Origin of the sequence: Microbacterium sp. WCS2018Hpa-23, from assembly GCF_031843845.1 — a bacterium.
GTDB lineage: Bacteria > Actinomycetota > Actinomycetes > Actinomycetales > Microbacteriaceae > Microbacterium.
On record NZ_JAVTIZ010000004.1, the window covers coordinates 141,242 to 166,457 of the forward strand.

General features: G+C 68.6%; 25 protein-coding genes and 1 tRNA gene. 10 read left to right on the forward strand and 16 right to left on the reverse strand.

Going from position 1 to position 25,216, the window contains the following annotated elements; genetic code table 11:
• Window positions 1-43 precede the first annotated feature (43 nt).
• Window positions 44-844, forward strand: coding sequence for an alpha/beta hydrolase (locus RQG77_RS08175; protein WP_311244281.1), 801 nt, complete (start codon window positions 44-46; stop codon window positions 842-844).
• Here the strand turns inward: RQG77_RS08175 and RQG77_RS08180 are convergent.
• Window positions 762-2,087 carry a nitrate/nitrite transporter gene (locus RQG77_RS08180; protein WP_396653403.1) on the reverse strand — a complete coding sequence of 442 codons (1,326 nt, stop codon included), beginning with the start codon at window positions 2,085-2,087 and terminating at the stop codon, window positions 762-764. The two genes, RQG77_RS08175 and RQG77_RS08180, sit on opposite strands and share 83 nt — an antisense overlap.
• Before the next feature lie 292 nt (window positions 2,088-2,379).
• Here RQG77_RS08180 and rpsT point away from each other — a divergent pair, with 292 nt between their 5' ends.
• Window positions 2,380-2,640 carry a 30S ribosomal protein S20 gene (rpsT, locus tag RQG77_RS08185; protein WP_053096545.1) on the forward strand — a complete coding sequence of 87 codons (261 nt, stop codon included), beginning with the start codon at window positions 2,380-2,382 and terminating at the stop codon, window positions 2,638-2,640.
• Window positions 2,641-2,780: 140 nt separating this feature from the next.
• On the opposite strand, the gene holA is transcribed toward rpsT, so the two are convergent.
• Complete coding sequence (holA, locus tag RQG77_RS08190) at window positions 2,781-3,818, reverse strand: DNA polymerase III subunit delta (protein WP_311244283.1); 1,038 nt, start codon at window positions 3,816-3,818, stop codon at window positions 2,781-2,783.
• Window positions 3,819-3,858: 40 nt separating this feature from the next.
• Entirely contained in the window at window positions 3,859-5,973 is a 2,115-nt protein-coding gene (locus tag RQG77_RS08195) for a ComEC/Rec2 family competence protein (protein ID WP_311244284.1), read from the reverse strand.
• 465 nt (window positions 5,974-6,438) lie between these two features.
• Here RQG77_RS08195 and RQG77_RS08200 point away from each other — a divergent pair, with 465 nt between their 5' ends.
• Together RQG77_RS08200 and RQG77_RS08205 are read left to right on the forward strand one after the other, a co-directional pair.
• On the forward strand, window positions 6,439-7,482 hold the full coding sequence (locus tag RQG77_RS08200) for a hypothetical protein (protein ID WP_311244285.1): 1,044 nt from the start codon (window positions 6,439-6,441) through the stop codon (window positions 7,480-7,482).
• Window positions 7,483-7,615: 133 nt separating this feature from the next.
• A complete protein-coding gene (locus RQG77_RS08205; RefSeq protein WP_311244286.1) occupies window positions 7,616-8,890 on the forward strand; it encodes an FAD-dependent oxidoreductase in 1,275 nt (424 codons plus the stop codon).
• A gap of 107 nt (window positions 8,891-8,997) precedes the next feature.
• Here the strand turns inward: RQG77_RS08205 and RQG77_RS08210 are convergent, their stop codons facing one another.
• The 4 genes from RQG77_RS08210 to RQG77_RS08225 form a co-directional block, all read right to left on the reverse strand.
• On the reverse strand, window positions 8,998-9,513 hold the full coding sequence (locus RQG77_RS08210; protein ID WP_311244287.1) for a hypothetical protein: 516 nt from the start codon (window positions 9,511-9,513) through the stop codon (window positions 8,998-9,000).
• Between the two features lie 60 nt (window positions 9,514-9,573).
• Entirely contained in the window at window positions 9,574-10,173 is a 600-nt protein-coding gene (locus RQG77_RS08215; protein ID WP_311244288.1) for a ComEA family DNA-binding protein, read from the reverse strand.
• A gap of 118 nt (window positions 10,174-10,291) precedes the next feature.
• Entirely contained in the window at window positions 10,292-12,868 is a 2,577-nt protein-coding gene (gene leuS / locus RQG77_RS08220; protein ID WP_311244289.1) for a leucine--tRNA ligase, read from the reverse strand.
• 33 nt (window positions 12,869-12,901) lie between these two features.
• On the reverse strand, window positions 12,902-14,239 hold the full coding sequence (locus RQG77_RS08225) for an anthranilate synthase component I family protein (RefSeq protein ID WP_311244290.1): 1,338 nt from the start codon (window positions 14,237-14,239) through the stop codon (window positions 12,902-12,904).
• Between the two features lie 41 nt (window positions 14,240-14,280).
• Here RQG77_RS08225 and RQG77_RS08230 point away from each other — a divergent pair, with 41 nt between their 5' ends.
• Genes RQG77_RS08230 through RQG77_RS08240 form a run of 3 tightly spaced genes read left to right on the forward strand, consistent with a single transcriptional unit; the run spans window position 14,281 to window position 16,860 of the window.
• Window positions 14,281-14,952 (forward strand): DedA family protein, encoded by a 672-nt coding sequence (locus RQG77_RS08230; protein WP_311244291.1) that lies wholly within the window; start codon window positions 14,281-14,283, stop codon window positions 14,950-14,952.
• A gap of 4 nt (window positions 14,953-14,956) precedes the next feature.
• Window positions 14,957-15,982 (forward strand): phosphatase domain-containing protein, encoded by a 1,026-nt coding sequence (locus RQG77_RS08235; protein ID WP_311244292.1) that lies wholly within the window; start codon window positions 14,957-14,959, stop codon window positions 15,980-15,982.
• A gap of 2 nt (window positions 15,983-15,984) precedes the next feature.
• Window positions 15,985-16,860: a 3-methyladenine DNA glycosylase gene (locus tag RQG77_RS08240; protein ID WP_311244293.1), complete on the forward strand. Its 876-nt coding sequence runs from the start codon at window positions 15,985-15,987 to the stop codon at window positions 16,858-16,860.
• 2 nt (window positions 16,861-16,862) lie between these two features.
• On the opposite strand, the gene RQG77_RS08245 is transcribed toward RQG77_RS08240, so the two are convergent.
• The 6 genes from RQG77_RS08245 to RQG77_RS08270 form a co-directional block, all read right to left on the reverse strand.
• Window positions 16,863-18,062 (reverse strand): glycoside hydrolase family 3 N-terminal domain-containing protein, encoded by a 1,200-nt coding sequence (locus tag RQG77_RS08245; protein WP_311244294.1) that lies wholly within the window; start codon window positions 18,060-18,062, stop codon window positions 16,863-16,865.
• A gap of 4 nt (window positions 18,063-18,066) precedes the next feature.
• Complete coding sequence (locus tag RQG77_RS08250) at window positions 18,067-18,723, reverse strand: SDR family oxidoreductase (RefSeq protein WP_311244295.1); 657 nt, start codon at window positions 18,721-18,723, stop codon at window positions 18,067-18,069.
• A gap of 44 nt (window positions 18,724-18,767) precedes the next feature.
• Entirely contained in the window at window positions 18,768-19,295 is a 528-nt protein-coding gene (locus RQG77_RS08255) for a hypothetical protein (RefSeq protein ID WP_311244296.1), read from the reverse strand.
• The gene (locus RQG77_RS08260; protein WP_311244297.1) at window positions 19,292-20,083 is read right to left on the reverse strand and encodes a hypothetical protein; all 792 of its coding nucleotides are present in this window, start codon (window positions 20,081-20,083) and stop codon (window positions 19,292-19,294) included. Before RQG77_RS08260 ends, RQG77_RS08255 begins: the two co-directional genes overlap by 4 nt.
• Window positions 20,084-20,146: 63 nt before the next feature.
• Entirely contained in the window at window positions 20,147-21,211 is a 1,065-nt protein-coding gene (locus RQG77_RS08265) for an NAD(P)-binding domain-containing protein (RefSeq protein ID WP_311244298.1), read from the reverse strand.
• Window positions 21,212-21,253: 42 nt separating this feature from the next.
• A complete protein-coding gene (locus tag RQG77_RS08270; protein WP_311244299.1) occupies window positions 21,254-21,694 on the reverse strand; it encodes a GNAT family N-acetyltransferase in 441 nt (146 codons plus the stop codon).
• Between the two features lie 108 nt (window positions 21,695-21,802).
• On the opposite strand from RQG77_RS08270, the gene RQG77_RS08275 reads away from it, so the two are divergent.
• Window positions 21,803-21,875, forward strand: a tRNA-Ala gene (locus RQG77_RS08275).
• A gap of 90 nt (window positions 21,876-21,965) precedes the next feature.
• Here the strand turns inward: RQG77_RS08275 and RQG77_RS08280 are convergent.
• Complete coding sequence (locus RQG77_RS08280; RefSeq protein ID WP_311244300.1) at window positions 21,966-22,349, reverse strand: hypothetical protein; 384 nt, start codon at window positions 22,347-22,349, stop codon at window positions 21,966-21,968.
• A 273-nt stretch (window positions 22,350-22,622) separates the two neighbouring features.
• Here RQG77_RS08280 and RQG77_RS08285 point away from each other — a divergent pair, with 273 nt between their 5' ends.
• A complete protein-coding gene (locus RQG77_RS08285; RefSeq protein ID WP_396653404.1) occupies window positions 22,623-23,753 on the forward strand; it encodes an AI-2E family transporter in 1,131 nt (376 codons plus the stop codon).
• Between the two features lie 157 nt (window positions 23,754-23,910).
• Window positions 23,911-24,090: a hypothetical protein gene (locus tag RQG77_RS08290; RefSeq protein ID WP_311244301.1), complete on the forward strand. Its 180-nt coding sequence runs from the start codon at window positions 23,911-23,913 to the stop codon at window positions 24,088-24,090.
• A gap of 48 nt (window positions 24,091-24,138) precedes the next feature.
• On the opposite strand, the gene RQG77_RS08295 is transcribed toward RQG77_RS08290, so the two are convergent.
• Together RQG77_RS08295 and RQG77_RS08300 are read right to left on the reverse strand one after the other, a co-directional pair.
• A complete protein-coding gene (locus tag RQG77_RS08295; protein ID WP_311244302.1) occupies window positions 24,139-24,363 on the reverse strand; it encodes a hypothetical protein in 225 nt (74 codons plus the stop codon).
• A 159-nt stretch (window positions 24,364-24,522) separates the two neighbouring features.
• Window positions 24,523-25,215, reverse strand: a complete 693-nt coding sequence (locus tag RQG77_RS08300; RefSeq protein WP_311244303.1) for an SDR family oxidoreductase — start codon at window positions 25,213-25,215, stop codon at window positions 24,523-24,525.
• Between the last annotated feature and the right edge of the window lies 1 nt (window position 25,216).

Consider the following 25,216-nt stretch of genomic DNA (forward strand, 5'->3'; position numbering starts at 1 on the left):
TCGGTGGTTCATCCACCGACCCCGCTTTCTCTATGCTGAACGCGTGAGCGTCCAGATCGTCTTCGTGCATGGCATCCGCACGTCCGCGACCATGTGGCGATCGCAGCTCGCGTTCCTCGAGGAGCAGGGCATCCCCGCGGTCGCCGTCGATCTTCCGGGTCACGGAACCCGGATGGCGGAGGACTTCACTCTGCACGAGGCGCTGCACACGATTGACGCCGCCGTGCGCGACGCCGCGACGCGCGGGCCCGTACTGCTCGTGGGGCACTCGATGGGCGGCCTGCTGTCGCTCGCCTATGTCGGCGGTGCGCAGACACCGCCGGTGGCAGGGCTCATCGCGGCATCGTGCACCTCGCTCCCCCGCGGTGCGGGTCTCGCCGCCTACCGAGTCATCGCGAGAGCAGTGGATCGTCTGCCCGATCGCGGGATGTGGATCACGAAGCGCATCCTCGAGGCGACGATCCCCGAAGAGACGCGCTCCGACTTCGCGGCCGGCGGCTATGCGCTCGACACGCAGGACACCGCGCTGCGCAACCTCTCGGCGCTGGACCTCGCGACGGCGGTCGGACGCATCGGGGTGCCGCTGTGGTTCGTCAACGGTCAGTGGGACCAGCTGCGGGTGAACGAGGCGCTGTTCCAGCGGCTCGCACCGCACTCCGAGCTCATCGTCGTCCCTCGCACGACGCACCTCGTGACGGCGATGCGACCGCATGTCTTCAATGCCGTCGTCCGGCTGGCCGTCGCGACGATAGAGGCGGGGGTCACGGCTCCCGAGACGGAGCCTGGTCCTGAGACAGACGGTGATCCTGGTTCTGACGAGCGGGCTGTCGCGCCAGAGCGGTGAGCGCGCCGCCGACGAGCGAGAGCACTGCAGCTGCGACGAACACGAGCCAGAAGCCGCCGACGAGCGCCACGAGGCCCGCACCGAGCACCGGACCGATCAGCTGGCCGAGAGCGGCCGTCACGTTGACGATCCCGAGGTCGCGGGCGTGGTCCTTCTCATCCGGCAGCAGGTCGGCGGCGAAGGCCAGGCCGACGGTCGAGAACGCTCCGTAGCCGAGCCCCATGAGGGCTGCAGCGATCATGGTCGCCTCGAAGGTCGGCACGACGGCGATCACGACGCCCGACGAGGCCTGCACGAGCGTTGCCAGGATCGTGAGGGTGCGCCTGTTGCCGGTGCGGTCGGACACGATGCCGGTGAGCACCGACGCGAGCACGACGAACAGCGTGTAGACGACGATCAGCAGCAGCAGGTTGTCCTGCGCGACGACCGTCTCCTGGTGCAGGCCGTGGAGCAGGAAGAAGAGGAACAGAGCCGTTCCGAGCGCGTTGCCGACGTTGGTGACCAGGCGCCCCCACAGCATCCAGGCGAAATCCCGATCGCGCAGGGATGCCAGGAGCCGACGATCCTTGTCGACCGGCGCGTGGTCGACGGATGCCGCCTCGATCGGGGCGGGCGGATCGGGCAGGATCAGAGCGGCCCCCGTGCCGAACACCGCGATCACCGCGGCGAGCAGCAGGTAGCCGTCGCGGATCCCGAGGCCGAGTAGCACGACGAGCCCGACGCCGAGCACGATTCCGACCGCCTGGCTCGAGCCCACGGCTGCGGATGCCGCACCGCGCTGCGTCGCAGGAAGCTGATCGGCGATCAGGGCGGTGAACGCGGCCGACGACACGGCCACACCGATCGTCACCCCGACCCAGGCTCCTCCGACGGCCCAGGGGCCCTCGCTGAACCCGGTGACGACGAGGAACACAGCAGTGAGGAGGACCCCGCCGATCGCCCAGGGGCGCCGCCGACGCCTGCCGACACCGGCACGGTCGGAGAGCGCGCCCGCGACGGGCCCGGCGATGATGCCCGCGAGTCCACCGATGCCCAGCACGAAACCGGAGGAGACGACCCCGCTGATCCAGTCGTCGTCCGAGGTGTTGAGCTGCAGCGGAAGGAGCAGCTGCACGGGGGTCAGCTGCACCGTCCAGATCGCCAGCCACGCGAGGGTGAACACCGTCATCCATCGCGCGCCGACCTTCTTCAGGGCGCTCACCTCTGCGCTGCCTGCGGGGTCGTCGCTGTCGCGCGGGAGCAGGGCGGGAGGGCAGAAGTCATGGCGCTCCTTGACGTCGATGTCTCGACGAGGATGTCGGGATAGTGATGATTGTGCACCCGGTGCCGTCCCGTGCGCGACCGAGTCTCGATGTCGCCGCCGCGTGTCGTTGCTGTCGTCGCACACGGCCCGCGCACCGTTTAGGGCGAAACGCCCTGATGCTGGTAGAGTTGGTTCTTGGCTTGCGTGTGGGTTCTTCCCTCACGACCGCCGCGTGGAAGCCCTCTTCTTCTGCCGGCATTTCCTAACAACTCCGTACAGAAAGCGTCCACACGTGGCAAACATCAAGTCGCAGATCAAGCGCAACAAGACCAACGACAAGGCTCACGAGCGCAACAAGGCCGTGAAGAGCGAGCTGAAGACGCACATCCGCGCGACGCGCGCCGCTGTCGTCTCCGGTGACAAGGCTGCAGCCGAGGCTGCTCTGAAGGCTGCTTCCCGCAAGCTCGACAAGGCCGTCAGCAAGGGTGTCATCCACCAGAACCAGGCTGCGAACCGCAAGTCCTCCATCGCCAAGCAGGTTTCCGCTCTCTGAGCCGATCCCCCGCTTGAGGGTGCGACAAGAGCCCGTCCCGTTCGCGGGGCGGGCTCTTTCGCGTGCGCCCCGGGTCCACAACGAATTCACGGTCGAGCGGTGTCGCAGCGCGAGGGCGCCACCCCGGAGGGCGACGAGGTTCACTCTCCGAACGGCTGCCGAGTGGCGATGACCGTGAGCATGCGCTCGAGGGCGAAGATCGGATCGCGCGATGCACCCTTGACCTCGGCGTCTGCGCGGGCCGTGGCCTGGATGGCCATGCCGAGGGAGCGCTCATTCCATCCGGCGAGATCGCGCTTCGCACGGTCGACCTGCCAGTCCTTCATGCCGAGGCGCTGCGCGAGCTGGCGGCTGGGTTCGCGATTGCCCGCGACGCGCGCCATGGTGCGCAGCTTCATCGCGAAGGCGGCCACCATCGGCACGGGATCGGCTCCCGAGGCGAGTGCGTGCCGCAGCGCGACGAGGGCCTCGCCGTAGCGCCCCGCGATGGCCGTATCGGCGACGACGAACGCCGACACCTCGACACGCCCGCCGTAGTACTTGGTGACGACGTCTTCGGTGATGTCGCCCTCGACGTCGTTGATCAGCTGCTGGCATGCGGCCGCGAGTTCGGTGAGGTCGTCGGCGAACGCCGACACCAGAGCACGCAGCGCAGGGGGCGCGATGCGCTTCTTGGCCGCTGTGAACTCTCCCGCCGCGAAGTCGACCCGATCACCGTCGCGCTTGATCGCGGGGCACGGGATCTCGATGCCGTCGCCCGTGCCGGCGCGCAGTGCGTCGAGCAGCTTCTTGCCGCGGACGCTGGCACCGGTGTGCCGAAGGATGACGGTGGCGCCCTCCTGGGGGTGATCGAGGTATGACACGGCCTCTTGCAGGAAGGCATCCGAGCACTTCTCGACTCCCGAGACACGCACGAGACGCGGCTCGCCGAAGAGCGACGGCGAGGTGAGCGAGAGGAGCGTGCCCGGCGCGTAGTCGTCGGCGCGGACGTCGGTGATCTCGAGCGCCGGATCTTCGGCGCGGAGGTAGTCGCGGACCCCGGCGATCGCGCGCTCCGCGCAGACCTCTTCGGGCCCGAAGACCAGGACGACGGGTGCGGGGCGGGGCTCTCGCCACGAGACCTGCGCGACCTTGGCCGTCTTCGCACCGCCACGGGAAGGGGTACGAGAAGCAGCCATGTTCTCAGCCTACCGGGGGCCGCCGACGTCGATCTCGCGGTCACGGCGGCTGCTTCTCGGTCCAGAGCTGCAGTGCGCCGTCTTCGAGTCCGACGAGGAGCCGCCCCTGTTGATCGGTCCTCAGCACGCGCGCACCGGTGGCCGCGAGAGAGGCGAGTGTCTCAGCGCGCGGATGGCCGTAGTCGTTGTCCACGCCGGCGCTGAACAGCGCCACGATCGGATGCAGGTCGACGTAGAGCTGGGCATCCTGATCGGCGCTCCCATGATGCGCGACCTTGACCACCGCGAAGCTTCCCCGAATGTGCGCGGTACGCGACAGCATCCGCTGCGCCTCTGCCGACAGGTCTCCGAGGAAGAGCGAGCGCGGCACCTCGCCACCTCCGACTTCGAGCACCACGCTCTGGTCGTTTCCCGGTGGAAAGACGGTGGATCCGCGCTGCGGCCAGAGCACCTGCCATGATGCCGCTCCGAGCTCGCCGTGCAGCCCCGCGGTCGCCGCAGTCACCGTCGCCCCGCCCTCGGCGAGGCGCTGCAGCATCGTCTCGTCGCCGCTCTCGCCCGTAGGCCCGTGCAGAACCGTGTCTACTCGCCCCCGCACGGTCTCGACGCCGCCCACGTGATCGAGATCGAAGTGAGTGAGCACGAGCAGATCGATCCGATCGATGCCGAGCGCCCGAAGGCAGGCCGCCAAAGGCTCAGGGGCGGGGCCGGTGTCGATCAGCGCGATGCGCTCCTCCGATCTGATGACGAGGGCATCTCCCTGGCCGACGTCACACGCGGCGACCGACCAGCCGTCCGGGTTGGTCGCACTCGCCAGCGGTCCGTTCAGGGCGACGTGGGCGCCACCCAGGGCGAGCACGATCGCGAGAATGGCTGAGGCCACGCCACGGACGACCTTCGCCCTGCGGAACCCGTCCACGAGGATGACCCCGACCGCGCCGCTCACCACAGTGACGAGCGCGGCACTGGCGATGCCGGGATCCATCACGATCTGCGCGAACGGCAGCCTCGCCGTGAGGGTCGCTGTCTCGGCGATCCACGCGGCGGGCAGCCACGCGGACGCAGCCAGGAGGTCGGCGACCACAGGAACCGGCGCCGTGAGACAGGCGAGCAGCCCGATGATCGTGGCGATCGGTGCAGCCGGCGCAGCCAGCAGATTCGCCACGAGTCCGACGAGCGACTGCTGTTCTGCGAAGAGAGCGATCACCGGCCCGCAGACCAGCTGCGCGGCGGTCGGCACGGCGATCGCGAGTGCCAGTGGCTGCGGCATCCACCGCGCGAGGCCTCGAGTCAGCGACGGCGAGAGCATGATCAGCGCGCCGGAGGCGGCGACCGACAGCGCGAACCCCGGCGTCGAGGCGAGCCAGGGATCGGCGATCAGGATGCCGACGGCGCTGAGCGAGAGCATCCCGGCCCCCGCACTCGGACGCCCGAGCAGCAGGGAGAGCATCGCGACCCCGGCCATCACCGCGGCGCGGATCACGCTCGGCTCCGGTGTGACGAGCACGACGAACCCGGCGAGCACGACGGCTGCCGCCACGACTCTTGTCGCACGACCCGCTCCGCACAGCGCTGCGAACCAGAACGCGGCGCCGACGACGATCGCGCAGTTCGCTCCGCTGACCGCGGTCAGATGGCTGAGTCCGCTCGTGCGCATGTCGTCACTCAGTTCCGTCGACACCGCGCGGGTATCGCCGACCGCAAGGCCGGGGAGCAAACCGGCTCCGGGCTCGGGGAGCCGCGATGAGCGCTCGATGAACGCGCCCCGGACATCAGCCGCCACCGCGAACACCCCCGACGCGGGAGCCTCGACCGACGCGCTGCTCGCGAACACGACGAGTGCCGACCTCTCCCCCGAATCCGTCGCCGCAGCCTCTCCCGTCACCCGGACAGCCGCACCGAGATCGAACCCATCAGCCGGATCGATCCCGATCCGCACCGGCGCCGAGGCGGCCCGCACCGCCCCCGGCGACCCGATCCCCGTGAGCTGCACCTCCACCCACAGGCGCCCGTCCCGGCCGAGCGACGCCGACGAGGTGACCTCCCCCGTCACCTCCACCACGCGACCGTCCCACGACGCGGCGCCGTCACGCCCCGGCAGCGACGACATCGCAGTGAGCGCGACCGCCGCGACCGCGGCGAACACGACCACCATCAGAGCTGCCCGCGACGCGACTCGGTCTGCACGTCTCAGCAGGACCGTACACACGATGACCGCACCGAACGCACCCACGAGCGCGCACCACCCCGCCGCAGCAGGGACGAAGACGCACAGGAGAGCGACCCCCCAGACTCCCCCGGCAACGGGCAGGAGGCGCAGATCGCGCCTCACCCGCGCACGCCGTCAGGCATCACGACGGCGAAAATCCCCCGGACGCTCGTACTCTTCGCGGACCCTCGCATCAGGGCAACCTAAGGGCACCCGCAGCAGCCTCCCCGACAGAGAGCCAACGACCGTGGACAGACGTTCTACGCCTCCCGATGTGCAGAAGCGGAGCGCGCCACCACGAGCGGTGCAGCTCTCCAGCTATTCGACACCCATGTGTGGACCCGAGATGTCCTGGCCGAGAGACTGCTGAGTACGGCGTCGACGGATCTGTGCGCGCCGTAGGCTTCGAAGGTGATGCAGATCTCCGACCGCTCCCAGCGACGGCTGGTCCGAATCGCAGGCTGGATGTTCGCATGTGCGACCGTGGTCGCGGTCGCGGTCATCGCCGTCGACTGGTTCTCCGTGGGCACCGCATCCGTACTCATCGGCCCGCTCGACGACCAGATCCTCCTCAGCGCATCCGTGCTCATCGCGTCCGTCGCGCTCGTGATGGGCTTGTTGAGGGTCTCGTCACCGACCTGGATGTTGCCGTTCAAGATCCTCGGGGTCCTCGGCGCGGCCGTCGCTGTCCTCGGAGCGGGATTCTCCACGCTGTGGAGCATCGACGTCACGATGACGACGCTGACCGACGATGGTTGCGACACCGGATACGTCGTGGTCGAGCGTTCGTTGCTGATGGGATCGAGGGGAACGGTCTACCGGCAGGACGGTCCGATCGTCGCCTCCCCGATGGCGCGAACCTCGGGGAACAACGCGCACCAGCCGTTCGCTGCGGGTGACTACGGAGCGGCTGTGGACGGCAAGGCACTGATCGTGGAGTACCGACCGGATCCGGCTGGCAACCGCGTCACACTCGAGCTCCCGGTGATCGTCGACCGCCGGCCGAGCTGCGGGTACGCGAATACAAGCCTGAGCGCTCGTACGGAGCCCTCGGAACCGACCGAGCCGGCGGAGGTTCTCACACCGACCGAGGTGGACGCGGAGATCCGTCGGCTCCTCGATGACTCGTTCGCCGTGACCGCGGGGACTCCCATCGATGCGGCGGGTGCCACGATCGGTGCATCGGCAGCGATTCCGAACCCCGTTCCCTGCACCGAGGGATCGGGCATGCAGCACCACGTGGACCTCGACTTCCGCACAGACGACAACGCGAGATCGGTCGCTCGGATCCTCGGCGTCTGGGACGACGCCGGGTATGAGTCGGATAAGGCGATGCAAGAGGACATCAGGTACAGCGAGACAGCCCCCGTGGCACGCATGACCATCCGCGATACGACGAGCATCGACGGGCTCGTCCGGATGACACTCACCTCGGCCTGCATGTCGGCGGAGTAGGCGCCTGCGCGCGAGCGTCCGCCCACCGGCATCCCGTCGTACGCTGGTGCCATGGAGCGGACGCTGCGCAATCCGGTGATCGCGTCGATTGGTCGGCGCGCTGCGGCGATCCGCCGAGCGGAGGTCGTCGCCAATGCATGACGTGATCGTGATCGGCGCCGGACTCGCGGGGCTCCGCTGCGCCGGGCTTCTCTCCGCGCGCGGACTCGATGTCGTCGTGCTCGAGGCCACGGACGCGGTCGGAGGGCGCCAGCGCACCGACATCGTCGATGGTTTCCGACTGGATCGCGGGTTCCAGGTGCTCAACCCGGCCTATCCCGCACTCCGTCGCAGCGTCGATCTCGACGCGCTCGCCCTGGGAAGCTTCCCGGTGGGTGTGCGGGTCCGCACTGCGGAGGGGATGGCCGAGCTGCGGCATCCGCTCCGATACCCCCTGTCAATCGCGGCTTCGCTGCGCAGCGGCCTGGTCAATACTCGGGATGCCGTCGCACTGGCACGCTGGGTCGCGCCGGCATTGGTGCATCCGCTCTCGCGTCTCGCCCGCAACGATGTCGCCGTGCGCGAGGCATGGGATGCCGTGGGCCTCAGCGGTCCGCTCCGCACCGCCGTGCTCGAGCCGTTCCTCGCCGGGGTCCTGGCGGAGAGCCGTGGCGAGACGTCGAACGCATTCGCCCGGCTGCTCGTGCGGTACTTCGCGCTCGGCCGCCCCGGCCTTCCCGCGCAAGGCATTGCCGCGGTCCCGGAGCAGCTCGCCGCGCACGCACGCGCAGCGGGTGCTGACATCCGTCTCGGTGCGGGCGCGGAAAGGATTTCGGCGCGCGGAGAGGAGATCAGGGTTGAGGTGAGCGAGGGCGACTCCGTCAATGCGGCTCGGGTGGTCGTCGCCGTCGGTCCCGATGCGGTCACCGACCTCACCGGGCTCGCCCGTCCGGCGATGAACGGTCTGCAGACGTGGTGGTTCGCCGCCGCCGAACCTCCGACCGCATCCGCGTTGCTGACCGTCGACGGCCGAGGCCGAGGCCCCGTGGTGAACACCGTTGTGATGACGCGCACCGTGCCCTCGTACGCCCCGGCAGGACGCCACCTCATCGCCGCGACCTGCCTGCTGCCGCGCGGCACTGATCCCGCCGAGGAGAACGAGGTCCGACGCCACCTGAGTGAGATCTGGGGTGCGGACATCAGCGCGTGGGAGCTGATCCGGCGCGACGACATCGCCGATGCGCTCCCGGCCCAACCGGCGCCCCTGGGTGCAGCACGGTCGCCGCGCTACGCCGAGCGGCTGTACGTCGCAGGCGACCACCGCGACACCGCGTCGATTCAAGGCGCCCTCGCATCGGGGGAACGTGCCGCACGCGCGGTCCTGAGCGACGCAGGATCCTCGAGTCGCGCCGCATCGCTTCACCGCTGACGGTGGCGTAACGTCGCGGCTCGCGGTCACTCGCGTCATGCTCGGCCGTTTGTCGCACCGCGGCGTCCTGGCGTGCAGCGGCGACGACCGAGCCGTGCGGTGGTGGCTCAGCCTCCGATGAACCCGTTGGTGATGACGGGGAATCCTGCGGCTTCGCAGGCTGCCAGCAGTTCAGCCCCGGGAACGTCCCACTCGCGCGAAAGGATGTTGCTCGGCCCCAGGGGTGCCTGCACTGCGGGCACGGCTTCCTTGACGGCTGCGAGAGCGTCGGAGACGCGTCCGTCGTCCGCCGCGGGGATGTTGCCGAGCACGCGCGATGCGAGCGCAGTCCAGCCATCCAGCTCTCGCTCGGTCATGCGCTCGTCGTAGAACGCAGCCCGTGCGTTGTGCAGGATCGTCTGCACGTCACCGAACGCATTGCACGTCACCTCATCGTCTGCCGCACTCGATGCCTCCTCCGTCGGAGTCGCGGTGGGCGTCTCCGTCGCTGCGGCTTCCGCACTGGAGCCGCCATCGCCAGGTCCGCCGTCGGCCGCGCACGCGGTGACCCCCACGAGCACGAGAAGAGCGCCGACAACGAGGGCGGCATGGCGGGAGAATGCACGAGTTCGATGCAACGTCATGGGCGGAGCCTATCGAAACGAGCATCCGCCGGTATTCCGGCAGAAGACGCATGTCGCACCTCACACCCGCACACCATCGCGGATGCCGGCGAGCAGCTTCTCGCCGATGCCTGGCACCGCAAGGAGGTCGTCGACGGACTGAAACCTCCCGTTCTCGTCGCGCCAGGCGATGATCCGCTCGGCCAGCGCGGGACCGATGCGCGGCAGCGTCTCGAGCGCTGCCTGGTCTGCCGTGTTCAGATCGATGCGATCGTCGGAGGGCGCCACAGCCCCCGGCCCGTCCGCGACCGCGCCGACCGTCGGCACGATGATCTGCTCGCCATCGGCGAGCACACGCGCGAGGTTGATCGCGGTGAGGTCGGCGGCGTCGGTGGTTCCACCCGCAGCCGCCACCGCATCGACCAGTCGAGAGTCGAGTTCGAGAACGTAGAGCCCCGGATGCTCGACGGCGCCGAGCACATGGACGTAGAGCTCTCCCGAGGAGCCGCCGCCCGCCGCTGCATCGGTGGCCAGCGGCACCGATTCGGTCGGCGCCGCCTGCCCTCGCATCAGCCCGAGTCCGACGGCCGCCGACAGCACGACGAGCGCCAGCACGATCGCAGCGCCGACGCCCAATCGCAACCGGCGCGGCGGATGCGACGGAGCGGCGGTTTCGGGCATCCCGCAACGCTAAGCGAGTAATCGTATGCCCCTCACGCGTCAGGCCGCCCGACGGGGAGAACCCCCACGGGCGGCCTGATGTGCAGAGCCGGTGCGTCGTCTGCGACGACGCGGGCGGTCAACCCTTGACGACGATGCTGACGATCTTGGGGGCGCGCACGACCACCTTGACGATCTCGCGGTCACCGATCGAACGGATCACGCGCTCGTCGGCGCGTGCCAGCTCCTCGAGCTCGGCCTCGCCGATGCGCGCGGGCACCTCGAGCTGGGCGCGGACCTTGCCGCCCACCTGCACGACAGCCGTCACGGTGTCTTCGACGAGCAGCGCAGGGTCGGCCGAACGCCAGGTGACGAGGCCCACCGAAGGCTCGTGACCGAGGATCTCCCAGATCTCCTCCGCGGTGTGCGGCGCGATGAGGTCGAGCATCACGGCGACGGTCTCGGCGGCCTCGCGGACAGCGGGGTCGGCAGCACCCGCAGCGCCGTCGATGGTCTTGCGGGTGACGTTCACCAGCTCCATCAGGCGTGCGACCAGCACGTTGAACTTCGTCTGCTCGACGAGGGACGGAGCATCGGCGAGCAGCTTGTGCGTGGCACGGCGCAGCGCTGCATCTCCCCCGGCGAACACCACGTCGACGGGAGACGCCACCTCACGGGCGACGCGCATCGCGCGGGCGAGGAACTTCTGCGCGCCGGTCGTCGAGACGTCGGCCCAGTCCTTGTCGTCCTCCACCGGACCCGCGAACGCGAGTCCCACGCGCAGCGCGTCAGCGCCGTACGCGTCGAGCTCTTCCTCGAACAGCACCAGGTTGCCCTTGCTCTTCGACATCTTCGCGCCGTCGAGCAGGACCATCCCCTGGTTGATCAGGTTCGAGAACGGCTCCGTGAAGTCGATCAGACCCATGTCGAACAGGACCTTGGTGATGAAGCGCGCATAGAGCAGGTGCAGGATGGCGTGCTCGACCCCGCCGATGTAGGAGTCGACCGGCGACCAGCGGGCGGCCTGAGCCGGGTCGAACGCCACGGTGTCGCTGTTCGGCGAGAGGAAGCGCAGGAAGTACCACGAGCTGTCCACGAACGTGTCCATGGTGTCGGGGTCACGCAGCACGGGGTCGCCGCTCGCGGCATCCACCGTGCGCACCCAGCTCTCGGCTGCGCCCAGCGGCGACGAGCCCTTGGGCTTCAGGTCGAGTCCCTCGACACTGGGCAGCTTCACCGGCAGTTGGTCCTCGGGCACCGGGATGATCCGGCCGTCTTCGGCATGCAGCATCGGGATGGGCGTGCCCCAGAAGCGCTGGCGCGAGATCAGCCAGTCGCGGAGGCGATAGTTCTTCGCCGCGCGACCGGTTCCCGACGCTTCGAGCTGCTCGATCGCACGGGCGATCGCGTTGCGCTTCGACAGTCCGTTCAGCGCGCCGGAGTTGATCATCCGGCCCTCACCCGTCAGGGCGATACCGGTGGATGCCGGGTTCTGCTCGTCGAGAGCGGCCCCCGTGTCGATCGGCACACCCTCGTCGTCGACCTCGATGACCGGCATCGCACCGGTGATCGGCGCCGTCGTGTCGACGACGACCTTGACCGGCAGATCGAACGCACGGGCGAAGTCGAGGTCGCGCTGGTCGTGCGCGGGCACGGCCATGACCGCGCCATGGCCGTAGTCGGCCAGCACGTAGTCCGCGGCCCACACAGGCAGCTTCTCGCCGTTGACCGGGTTGATCGCGAATCGCTCGAGGAAGACGCCGGTCTTCGGGCGGTCGGTCGCCTGACGGTCGACGTCGGTGGTCTTCTGCACATCGCCCAGGTACTTCTCGAAGCGCTCGCGCACCTCGACGGGAGCATCCTTCGCGAGCTCGCTCGCCAGATCAGAGTCCGGCGCCACCACGAAGAACGTCGCACCGTGCAGCGTGTCGGGACGCGTCGAGAACACCGTGACCGGCTCGTCGCGGCCTTCGATGCGGAAGTCCACGTCGGCACCGACCGAGCGGCCGATCCAGTTGCGCTGCATCTGCAGCACCTTGTGCGGCCAGAAGCCCTCGAGCTGGTTCAGGTCATCGAGCAGGCGGTCGGCGTAATCCGTGATCTTGAAGTACCACTGGGTGAGCTTCTTCTTCACGACCTCGGCGCCGCAGCGATCGCAGCGTCCGTCGACGACCTGCTCGTTCGCGAGCACCGTCTGGTCGTTCGGGCACCAGTTGACGGCGCTCTTCTTGCGGTACGCCAGGCCTCGCTCGTGCAGCTTCAGGAACAGCCACTGGTTCCAGCGGTAGTACTCGGGGTCGGAGGTGTGCAGCACGCGCGACCAGTCGAACGAGACGCCGTAGTTCTGGAACGCCTGCTTCTGCTGGGCGATGTTCTGGTAGGTCCACTCGCGCGGGTCGGCGCCCTGGCGGATCGCCGCATTCTCGGCCGGCAGACCGAAGGAGTCCCAGCCGATCGGATTGAGCACGTTGTGCCCGCGGTGGCGCCAGAAACGGGCCACGATGTCGGAGTAGAGGTAGTTCTCGGCGTGTCCCATGTGCAGGTCGCCGGAGGGGTACGGGAACATCGCCAGCACGTAGCGGCGCGGCCGCTTGTCGTCGTCGCCGCCCGTGAGGAACGTCTCGTTCTCCGCCCAGTACTTCTGCCACTTGGCCTGGATAGCGTGCGCCGAGGAGGTCTCCTCGTCGACGGGAGAGGTGGACAGGTTCTCAGACAACGAACGCACGACCAATCTGAAGGGAAAAGGGGATCAGTTCAGGATATCGGAAGCCCAGGCCGCAGGCATTTCCGCGCCGAGGGCCGCAAGGGGTGCCCGCGCCTTCGTCGCCACCTCCGCGACCTCGGATGCCGCGACCGACCGCCACGTGATCCCGCCGCCCGCTCCGATCACCGCGCTCTCCGCGTCGATGACGATGCTGCGAATGACCATCGCCAGGTCGAGCGAGCCGTCGTCGCCGATGTATCCGAAGCATCCGGCGTAGACCCCTCGGGGGCCGCCCTCGAGTTCGTGCAGCCGGGTCATCGCCGACAGCTTGGGGGCGCCGGTCATGCTCCCGGCGGGGAAGGATGCCGCGAACAGCGCGCCCGCCGTGGTGCCGACGGCCGCCGTGCCGCTCACGGTGCTGACGAGCTGGTGGACGGCCGGATAGCTCTCGACCGCCCACAGCGCGTCGACGCGGATCGACCCCGGCTCGCACACCCGTGAGAGGTCGTTGCGCATGAGATCGACGATCATGACGTTCTCGGCGCGCTCCTTGACGTCGGTCGCAAGCTCCGCGGCGAGGACGGCATCCTGCTCCGGGTCGTCGCTGCGCGGTCGCGTCCCCTTGATGGGACGGGTGCGGATGATTCCGCCTTCGGCGTGCAGGAACTGCTCCGGGCTCGCGCTGAGCAGAGATCGTCCGCCGATCCGCACGAAACCTCCGTGGTGGGCGGGGGTCGCGGATCTCAGCCGACGGTAGACGGATACGGGATCGTGCTGCCCGGGAACCGTGAACCGGGTGGTCAGGCAGAGCTGGTAGGCGATCCCGGCGCGGATCAGGTCGCGACACCGTTCGATGAGGGCCGCATATTCGTCGGGGGTGTGCCTGGCGTCCGCTCGCCGCGGCGAAGCGGCGAGCGCGGGGGCACCCTGCACGTCCATCGAGCCTTGCTCCGTGACGAATCCCGCCCATTCGTCGAGGTCGCGCTCCGCTGCGCAGGCCCAGACGTGACCTGTCGAGTGGTCGAACGCGGCGAAGCGGGTGATGCGCACCCAGGCACCACCTGCGGACTGGCCGGAATCGGATACCGGGGCCCCTGCGCCCCGGGCACCGGTCTCGTAGTCGTACCAGCCGACCCAGCCACCTCGCAGCGGAGGATGCGCGACATCGCCGGCCGCGGCATGCTGGTCCCCCGCAGACGCATCCAACCGAACGTCGTCGGGGAACGCGGACGGCTCTCCGGTTCCGATGAAGCTCCACCCCTCGGCTGCGGCAGCACCGGCGTCGAGCCAGAAGACGTCAGGCTCCACCCGTTCGAGCGCGAGGAAGAGCGCTGCGGGATCCACCCGGTCCGCCAGGACGCGGGGGCTCAGACGTTCGGGCACGTTCTCAGCCTAGGCCGCGGTACCTCCCGTATTCTCAAGGTGTGGACGACCTGGTGCCGTGGCTGATCGAGTTCATGCGATCGATCGACCCGGTCGCTCGGACTCTCGTTGCCGGGGTCGCGGTCATGCTGGAGACCAGCGTCCTGATCGGCCTGGTGTTCCCCGGCGACACGGTCGTCCTCGTCGCCTCGATCGGCATCACCAGCCTGCCCGAGGCGGTGGCGATGGTCATCGCCGTCGTGGTCGGTGCTCTGATCGGCGAGAGCATCGGATTCTGGCTCGGACGCTGGATCGGTCCACACATCCGCGCATCCTGGGTCGGGCGTCGGGTCGGTGAGGCGAACTGGATACGCGCGGAGCGGTATCTCGCCCGCCGAGGCGGCATCGCCATCTTCCTCTCGCGCTTCCTCCCCGTGCTGCATTCGCTCGTCCCCCTCACCGTGGGCATGAGCCACTACTCGTATCGCCGCTTCCTCGCGTGGACGGCGCCCGCCTGCCTGATCTGGGCCACGGCGTACGTGAGCATCACGTCTCTCGCCGCCGGGAGCTTCGACGAGCTGGCCGACCGCGTGCACTACGCGGGCTACATCTTCGTGGGCATCATCGCCCTGTTCCTGCTCGCGGTGTTCATCGCGAAGAAGGTGCTCTCGCGGCTCGAGGCTCGTCACCTCGACATCTCCGACACGGAGGACGCGACCGACGTGAAAGACTGAAGCAATGGCTTCGTCACCCCCGGCGCCCCGGATCCACTGTTTCGCGCGCCTCGAACACCGCCTCCACGTGTGGCGCGAGAAGCGAGCGCGCCGTCGAGGTCGCACCGCGACCATCCTCCCGTTCCCCGGCTATGGCGGTCCTGGATGGGTGCGCGTCGTCGGACGCGTGCTGATCGTTCCGCCGCAGCGCAGTACGAAAGACGGAGAACCGGCGAGCGTGCGCGGCTGGCGGAGCTTCGTCGGGATCCCCGTCAGCTTCGCGAAGGTGGCCGTGCGGATCGGTGATTCCGTGCACCACGTCATCGCCGACCGCGGAGGCGTGATCGACTCTGTGGTCCACGTGGACCTCGAGCCCGGATGGCAGACGTTCACGTTCTCGGTCGAAGGCCAGGAGCCCATCGAGGCCACCGCGTTCATCGTGGCTGAGTCGACGCACTTCGGCATCGTGTCAGACGTCGATGACACCGTCATGGTGACCGCGCTCCCCCGCCCCTTCATCGCCGCCTGGAACTCCTTCGTCGTCGACGAGCACGCCCGCATCCCGGTTCCCGGTATGGCCGTGCTCCTCGACCAGGTGCTGCGCGAGCACCCCGGCGCACCGATGATCTACCTCTCCACCGGGGCATGGAACGTCGCCCCGACGCTCCGTCGCTTCCTCGGACGCCACCTGTTCCCGGCAGGCTCCATGCTCCTCACCGACTGGGGCCCCACGCACGACCGCTGGTTCCGCAGCGGACGCGAGCACAAGCTCACCAACCTGCGACGCCTCGCAACGGAGTTCCCGCACGTCAAGTGGCTGCTCATCGGCGACGACGGGCAGCACGACGAGTCGATCTACTCGGCGTTCATGGACGAGCATCCCGACTCGGTGGCCGGTGTCGCGATCCGTCGACTGCTGCCCGCCGAGGCCGTGCTCGCCGGTGGACGCGCGGGCCACGAGCCGCACTCCGAAGGCGTCGCCCCTTGGGTGAGCGCCGAGGACGGCGCGGGGCTGCGCGATCTGCTCGGCGAAGCCGGCATCCTCCGCTGACAATGGCCCCCTCTCTCCCCCGACACGAGTGGCTGGAGCGTGAGCATGCGCACCTGCTTCGGGCGGATGCGCTGACCTCCGCGCACCGGGAGAGAGCATCCCGGCGCGAGAAGCACCCGGTCTGGGACTTCCTCTTCACTTACTACAACTACAAGCCCGCCCAGCTGCGGCGGTGGCACCCCGGTGCGGGCGTGCAGCTCGAGGATGCCGCCGAGCGGCTGAGCTGGCGCTGGTACTCCCCCGGTGCTGACGCCGACAGTGTGGTCCCGGATGCCGCGATGTTCACGAACGAGAAGTCCGAACTCGCCGCCCTCATCGAGCGGATGCTGCGGCGCACCGCTTCGCGCCCCGGACAGTTCGGTTGCTTCGGTCTGCACGAGTGGGCCATGGTGTATCGAGCCGAGGAGCACCGGCATCCGGTTCCCCTGCGGCTCGGACAGGCAGGCACGGACGCGGTCGTCGAGAACCACGATCTGCGGTGCACGCATTTCGACGCGTTCCGCTTCTTCACGCCCAAGGCGGTACCCCGCAACCGCACAGAGCTGACACGCGACGATCAGCCCCTGTTCGAACAGCCCGGCTGCCTGCATGCCGGCATGGACCTGTACAAATGGGCTCTGAAGCTCGGCCCCCTCATCCCCGGGGAGCTGCTCCTCGATGCGTTCGAGCTCGCCCGCGACATCCGGCTGCTCGACATGCAGGCCGCCCCCTACGATCTTTCCGCCTGGGACGTGGTGCCTGTACCCATCGAGACCGCCGAAGGCAAAGCCGAGTACGTGCGTCAGCAGCGCGGGTTCGCCGAGCGCGGCACGCGTCTTCGCGCCGCGCTCCTGCAGGCCTGGCTCGGCTCTGCTCAGCCGGTGGCAGTCAGCGCCTGACGTCAGCCGGCGGGCTCGCACTCCGCGCACAGCGACCACTCGGCGCCCGCCGCACTGGACTGGAGCCTGAGCGCCATCACCCTTGTGGCCGCGTCGGCGAGCCGTTCTGCAGGGATCGTCCCTGAGTCGACCGCCGCGGTGATCCCTGCGACGATCTCGGACGCCGTGTCGGCTGTCGACCCGGCGATCATGAGAACCAGGTCGTTCCCCGCGGCGACCGCCGTGACCGCGTTGGACACCGGGTCGGCATACTCGGGCAGTCCTGAGGACTGCAGCATCCCGAGGTCGTCGGTGACGATCACGCCGTCGAACCCCAGCTCGTCGCGGGCGATCTCGTGCCACCGTGCGGAGAGCGACGCGGGTGCCGGGTCCACCGACGTGTACGCGAGATGGCCGAACATCAGCAGAGATGCCCCGGCATCGATGCCGGCCACGAACGGCACGGCATCCTTCGCGCGCCACTCGTCGAGCGTCTCAACCGTCGAGGGGATCGCATGGTGCGAGTCGCCTGGAGCTGCACCGTGCCCGGGGAAGTGCTTGAGCGTCGACGCGACGACGGGTTCCTGGGCTGCCGTGGCGGCGGCGACCCGATCGGCCGATGACTGCGGATCTGTGCCGAGCGCTCGGCCGTAGATGAACGACGACGGATCGGCGGTCACATCCGCGACCGTGCCGAAGGCGACGGTGATCCCCGACTTGGCGACCAGCGCCGCCCTGGCGGAGAAGGCCGCAGCGGTGTCGGCGACAGGCAGCGACTTCAGAGTCGTCGACGCGGCGTACTCGTCGGCAGGCAGGCGCGAGACGATGCCGCCCTCCTGGTCGATCGCGATGAGCGGAGGAAGCTCGGGGTCGACCGTCAGCGATGCGGTGAGTGCCGCGAGCTCCCCATCCGTCGCCGGGATGTTCGCGCCCATCAGGATGAATCCACCGAGCCCCTGCGCCATGTAGGCGCTCAATGCCGCCGCATCCGTCGTCGGAATGTGCCCCATCACGATGCTCGCCGCCTGCTGTGCCGTCGTCATCCGCCCGACCAGCATCTCGGCGCGCTCGTCAGGGCCTGCGGTTTCGGCAGCCGTCGCGGCAGCCACCGTGGGCGCCGCAGCGCCGCCTGCGACCTGGGCGGATGCGGTCGAGGAGGTCGTCAGTGCGCAGAGCCCCAAAATCGCCGCTGCTCCGACCGCCCAGGCGCGTCGCCGGAACATGGTGTCAGGCGCTGAGGGCGTCAGCGATCGGCACCGCCGAGTCGCCGGAGCCGTTCCCGAACCGGATCGTGCGACCGAAGGTCGACGGGTTGGCGACGGACTCGGCGATCACCGCTGCCACATCGGCGCGGGAGACCTCTCCCTTGTCCTCGGGATCGAGGACGATGCGCCCGGTCGGCTCGTCGAACGTGAGCGTTCCGGGCCCGAGGATCGTGCCGTCGAGTTCGGTGCCGCGCAGGTGCTCGTCGGCCGCCCACTTCGCATCGGCATACGGGAAGAAGTCCGCGTCCTCCGCGACACCGTGGTCGGCCTTCGAGCCGATCCACGACACCATGACGTAGCGCGCGGTTCCGGCCTCGGCCGAGGCATCCATCGTGCGGATCGCGGCATCGCGGTCGACCGCGTAGGTGCGCTCCGCGGATCCGCCGCCTGCTCCTGCCGACCACACCACCGCGTCGTGACCTCGGATGATGTCCGCGAGCTCGGTCGTGCCGAGGGTCTCGACGTCAGCGACAAGCGCCTGGGCTCCCGTCTCTTCGGCCTCGGCGACGTGATCCGGGTTGCGGATGACCGATGTGACCTCGTCGCCGCGGGCGACGAGGAGAGGAGCGAGCAGCAGAGCGATGCGGCCGTGGCCGCCGAAGACGATGATTCGCGACATGTCTTCACCCTACGCGCCTCTACCGACGCCGGCTCGGGGTGCGATCAGCGAGGGCCCCGCGAGCTGTCGATGACGAAGGCCTGCGGATGTCCAGGGAGGTAGCGGATCACGACCGGCTCACCGGAGGGCAGGTAGGCATCACGATCGGGGTACACGGCCGGGGTGAAGAAGTTGCTCTCGATCGTGTACTCCACACCGCTCGAGGTAGTGAACGTCACCCAGTCGCCGTCGACGGTGCCCGTCGTCGGCTGACCGTGCTCGTGGATGTATGCGCGCGTGATCGGCACACCCGTGAGACTGACGATGCCGATCACGAGGTTCGCCAGCATGACGAAGGCGAGGATGCGGAACACGATGCGCCGTGCGGTGCCCACCGCCTGCCCTCGTGTCGCCGCCTCGCCGTGGAGCAGCCCTTCGCGCTCGCGGACACGCCGTATCGACACGCCGGGAGCAGAACCGGAGGCGGACATCGCGAACAGACCGAGGATCGAGAAGCCGGCGATGAACACCATCGCGTACCCGTGTGCCGCCGGGAAGTTGATCAACCAGATCAGTGTGTCGAGGATGTTCATCGTCCGGCCTCCTTCTCGATCGTCACGGCCACGGTCTTCGGGTCCTCGCGCCGGTAGAACGCCCAGATCGGCGCGCCGACCTGGAATCGCGAGATCGCCTCGGGATACGCGAACACCGTCGTGTCCGTCTCCCACGTCGCGGCGCCTTCTGGCGCCATGAGCACCTTCAGCTCGAGCTCGCTCTGTCCCTCGAGGCGACGTCCGGTCGGTCGCACCGCCAGCACCGACGCGGGCACCTGCGTGCCCGTCGTTCGCGCTTTCACCAGACGAGGGTCGATGAGACCGCGATCGATCCTCCACTGCAGCATCGCGTCCCGAACAGTCGGATCGGTGATGTCTGCGAGCTCGACCGTGTCCTGGTCGGTGAGGCTGTACTTCACAGGGATCGGCTGTCCGATCTGGAGAGAGGCGAGATCACTGGGGTCGACGAGCATCCGCAGCTGTCCGACGAAGTCCTCCCCCGCTTTCGGGGTGACCCGGATGAACAGGTCGTACTGCGGGACATCATTGACGGTGAGGCCGGTGCGGGAGATCTCGACGATGCGCCCCACGCCGATCTGCGACTCCCCCCGCACCCTCTTACTGCGACCGAGGCCTGACATCGTGCTCCCGAAGGTGAGGATCAGCCCCCAGGCGACCCCGATGATGATCGGTCCGCCCAGCGTGTCCTCGCCGGAGAACGGCAGGATCGACTCGCGCTGATCGATGCCGAACAGGCCTTCGCCGGTCCAGATGACGAGCCATGCCGACAGCAGCAGCCAGATGACCAGGAAGACGATGCGGATCATGCCCTCAGCGTAGCGACGACACGTCGCCGGATCGCGGAATCGGGCGCGCAGGATCCGGACGACTCACACGGTGCGGACGGGTGCCGCGGCCAGAGCTCGCTGCACGCCCTTCGCCGCCGAGCGTCCAGCCCTGTTCGCTCCGATCGTGCTCGCGGACGGACCGTAGCCGACGAGCTGGATTCGAGGATCCTGCACCGCAGTCGTTCCGCGTCCGTGTCGGTCGAGCTGGATGCCGCCCGCCGCACTGCGCAGATGCAGCGGCGCGAGGTGGGCGATCGCGGGACGGAACCCGGTCGCCCACAGGATGACGTCGACGCGCTCGAACGACCCGTCGGCCCAGCGGACGCCGTCCGGCTCGATGCGAGCGAACATCGGGCGACGTGCGGCGTAGGCGCCCAGTCGCTCGGCCTCGCGTTCCTGCGGGCGGAGCATCAGGCCCGTCACACTCACCACACTCTGCGGCGGGAGGCCCTGCGCCACACGCTGCTCGACGAGAGCGACCGCCGCAGCCCCTGCTTCCGGGGTGAAGTCGTCGCCTCGCCACACGGGCTCCGTGCGGGTCGCCCAGAGCGTGTCGGTGAGCGGGGCGAGCGCTCCGAGGAACTGGACGGCTGAGGCCCCGCCGCCGACGACGAGCACCCTCTTGCCGACGAAGTGCGCGGGACCCGGGTAGTCGACGGTGTGCAGCTGCTCCCCGAGGAACGTCTCCATTCCCGGGTAGTGCGGCAGGAACGGATGCGTCCAGGTGCCCGTGGCATTCACGATCGTCCGCGTCCGCCATTGCCGGTCCCCCGCGTGCACCACGAGGATGCCATCCTCGTCCACCACGCGGTCGACGCGCACGGGGCGGACCACCGGAAGGTGATGCTCACGCTCATACGCGGCGAAGTATGCCGGAACGGCGATGTTCGCCCGCTGCGCGTCGCGCGGAGGGGGCGCATCGTCCGGCAACTCGGCCACGCCGTGCACGTCGCGCATAGTGAGAGCATCCCACCGATGCCGCCACGCACCGCCGGGCTCGGCGTCGGAGTCGAGCACGACGTGGGAGATGCCGAGACGGGTCAGATGGAAGGAGGCCGAGAGACCGGCCTGACCGGCGCCGATCACGACGCTGTCCAGGATGCTCACGATGATGTCAACGCCTGGGGGTGTGCGGTTGTTCCGGCCCTGTCAGAGCGAGATCTGGTAATGCGTGTAGCCGGTGTGCGTCGCCACGCGTTCGTAAAGCGTCCGCGCCGTGGTGTTGCCCTCCTGCGTGAGCCAGTACACCTTCGCGCAGCCCCGCGCCTCCGCCCAGGCGCGCACGTGGGCGATCAACGCCCGTCCGGCTCCGGACCCGCGCGACTCCGCGGCGACGAAGATGTCCTCGAGATAGCAGTAGTCGGCGTCGCTCCACGTCGCCGGGTGCGTGAGCCAGTGCACGATGCCGATGGCGTGGCCGGCGTCGTCGCGTGCGATGGCGCCGTGGATCTCGCGGTCGCCGACGATGCGGTCGAAGGTGTGCCTCGTGACAGCGTCGGCGATCTGCGCTCCGTAGAACGTCAGGTAGCCGGCCCACAAGGCCGACCATTCCTCGAAGTCGTCTCGCGTGACAGCGGTGATGTTCGTCATGGCGTCCACCCTAGGGCGACGCGCCCGGGAGGCCTGTCCCGATTGGTGCTGCGCGCGATCCGTGTAGTACTCTGTTCAAGTTGCTTCGAGCAGTCAGGAAGCAGTTCTGGGCCTGTGGCGCAGCTGGTAGCGCACCTGCATGGCATGCAGGGGGTCGGGGGTTCGAGTCCCCCCAGGTCCACAACGAAACCCGCGAGAGATCGCGGGTTTTCTTGTATCTGCACGCGGATCCGGGCGTGCCTGCACGGTCCGCCGTGCAGTGCGCGCCCGACTACGGGACCGGCTCGAACAGCTCGCCGATGTCGCAGAGGATGTCACCATCGGGCAGAGCCCAGACGGCTCGGTCGCCCTGCACCATCGGCCGGAGCAGACCCAGCCCTGGGATGGTCGGCCACTGATTTCCGCGGAGGAACTCACCTTCCTGGAGGAAAGACGCGACCGCGACAGCGAGCCGCTTATGCTGTTCGGCACAGACACGCAGCGTTCGATCGGCGACGTCGAGGTGGGCGGCCAACGTGCCCTCCTCCCCCAGCTCGATTCGAGCGACGAGAGGGTCAGCCGGCAGTCCGACCGCCGAGAAGTCCCTGACCGCCGATCGCATCGTGGCCTCCGCACGGAATCGATGACGTAGCCGCGTCCGGGTCAGCACACTCACCGGCGGCACTCCTCTCATCCGACGACGACGCACGACCGCGCGTCATATCGCCCTCACACCTATAGAGACTCGCGAACCCGGCTTCTGTTACGCGACGAATCGATCGGAAATGCGCCATACAGCGACGTCGCTCGCGACGAGGCCCGGTGAACGCGACAGACTGGGGATGCGCAACCGAGCGCCAGGGGCTTGCCTTGTCCCGGCGTCCCGGATAGACATACGAGGCCATCGATCGCCGGAGCGGCGATCCCTGAAGAGCGGAGAACACGCGTGCTGGGACTTTTTCGACGACCGGAGCCCCTGTCAGACGGCGTCGCAGCGCCCCGAGAGCCCGGTCTCTGGTCCCGCGGCTTCGGCCTCGCCGCGACCCGCAGTCTGCAGACGCTGGCAGTGCTCGCGCTCGTCGCCGTCGGCGTCCTGGTGATCACCCAGCTGTCGCTGGTCTTCATCCCGGTCACGATCGCGCTGATCCTCGCGTCCGCGATCCATCCTCTCGTCGCTCTGATGCGACGCAAGGGAGTCCCTTCGATCCTGGCGACGTGGATCGCGCTGATCGGCATCATCGTGATTCTCGGGGGCATCGTGTGGGTGATCGTCCTCACGGTTCGCTCCCAGTGGGATGACCTCGTCGAATCCACCACCGACGGCATCGCACAGGTGACGGCCTGGCTGGGCACGCTGCCGTTCGACATCTCGGCGATCGATCTCGACGACGTCTGGGCGAGCGCCGGCGAGTTCCTGACCAGCGCCTCCTTCGGCCGCGGAGCACTCGCAGGTGTCTCGGCGACCGCGAGCTTCTTCACGGGCCTGGCCCTGATGATCGTGGTGCTCTTCTTCTTCCTCAAAGACGGACCGCGCATCTGGGAGTTCCTGCTCCGCCCCTTCACCGGCACGAGCTACGAGCGTGCACGCCGCATCGGCGACAAGACGGTCGACGTGTTCGGCGGCTACATCCGCGGAACGTCCATCGTCGCGGCCGCGGACGCCCTCGGCATCGGGATCGGTCTCGCCATCCTTCAGATCCCACTGGCGATCCCGCTCGCGGTGATCGTCTTCCTGACGGCGTTCATCCCGCTCGTCGGCGCGACGGCCGCCGGGATCCTGGCGGCTCTCGTCGCCCTCGTCACGCACGGCCCGGTCGCGGCCCTCATCGTCGTCGGAATCGTCGTGCTCGTGAACCAGCTCGAGGGCAACTTCCTGCAGCCCGTCGTGATGGCTCGTTCTCTCAAGCTCCACGCCCTCGTCATCCTGCTCGCCCTCACCACGGGCACGATCCTCGGCGGAATCGTCGGCGCCGTTCTCTCGGTGCCGATCGCCGCCGTCGCCTGGGGGATCATCACCGTATGGGACGGCCCGCACACCCCGGCCCGCCCGTTCCGGAAGAAGCGCCCGGAAGAGGTGTGATCCTCCAAGACCGAGCGGGCCGTCTGGCGCCGCGGGTCATCCGGCCCGCTCGGTCTGGAGGATCATCTACTCCTCGTGGGCTGAATGGTCAACCCACTCCCTGATCGGGCGCCGAGCACCCTAGCGTGTCGCCACGATGACACGAGAGGAGCACATCATGTCCACACCGACCCCACCGCTGGTGCCGATGCCTGACGACGGTGACCCCACAGGCGTTCCCGAGCGCGAGGTCGACGGCGAAGCCGTCCTCGACACGGACGTCGATGCCGATCAGGTCGACGGCGCGGAGGCCGATCGCTTGGCTGCGGAACGAGCGGAGTCCGACGACGGAGCCTGAGCTCAGCGCGCGGCGGGGTTCCGACACGGATCCCGCCGCACGACTCCCTCAGTTGGCGAAGAGCGGAGGATGAGACGGGATCACGATCGGCCGTGTCGCTCTGCTCGGATCCTTGGCGCGCGCGACCGCTTCGAGCACGTCGGAAGCGCTTGGATAGCGGGTCTCGAGCGGCAGATCGCGAAGACGAACGACCTCGACCTCGCCATCCACATCGTGGACGCAGGCCACGACGTGCCGTGGATCATCGGTCTCGTACCGCCGATCGTTGATCACCCACTCCGATGACGTGACACGTCGCAGTACATATCTAGGCTCTGGATCTCCAGACATTCAACAGCCCTCCAAGACTTGTCTCCCCCAGCAGATCATCCATCGAGGACGCTGTGGCGGATACCCCCTTGACAGGGTCGGAAGGCGGAACCTGTCTCGAGATCAGCCCGTCGGGCGGATCGTCAGGTCCGTCAGAGCGGCGTCATCGGCAAGATCGAGCGCGGTCAGGATGGTCGTCGCGACCGAGTCCGCCGAGATGAAGCGCGCGGCGTCGTATTCACGACCTTCCTGCTGGTGCACCCGCTCCTGCATGGGAGTCGCCGTGCGCCCCGGATAGATCGAGGTCACTCGGACGCCATGTTCGGCCTCTTCGGCGCGCAGTGAGTCCGCCAGAGCCTTGAGACCGTGCTTCGAGGCTGCATACGCAGACCACCCCGCATGCGCGTGCAGGCCGGCGCCCGAGTTGACGAACACCACACGGCCGCGCGAGACGCGCAGCACCGGCAGCAGGAGCCGGGTGAGCTCTGCCGGTCCCACGAGGTTCACCGCGAGCTGACGCTCCCACAGATTGGCCGGCAGGTCTGCCACCGACCCGAGGTCGACGACTCCCGCCGCATGCACGAGGGAATCGATGCGCTCGGGAAGAGCCGTCTGCTTGGACAGCGCCCACGACAGCCGCCCCGGCTGAGCGAGGTCGCCGACGATCGCAGAGGACCCTGGAAGCGCGGCGGTGATCTCTTTGGCGCGACCCGCATCGCGTGCGAGCACCACGACCTGATCACCCCGGTCGAGCAGACGGCGCGCGAGTACAGCACCTATGCCGGACCCGGCACCGGTGATGAGGTGAACGCTCATG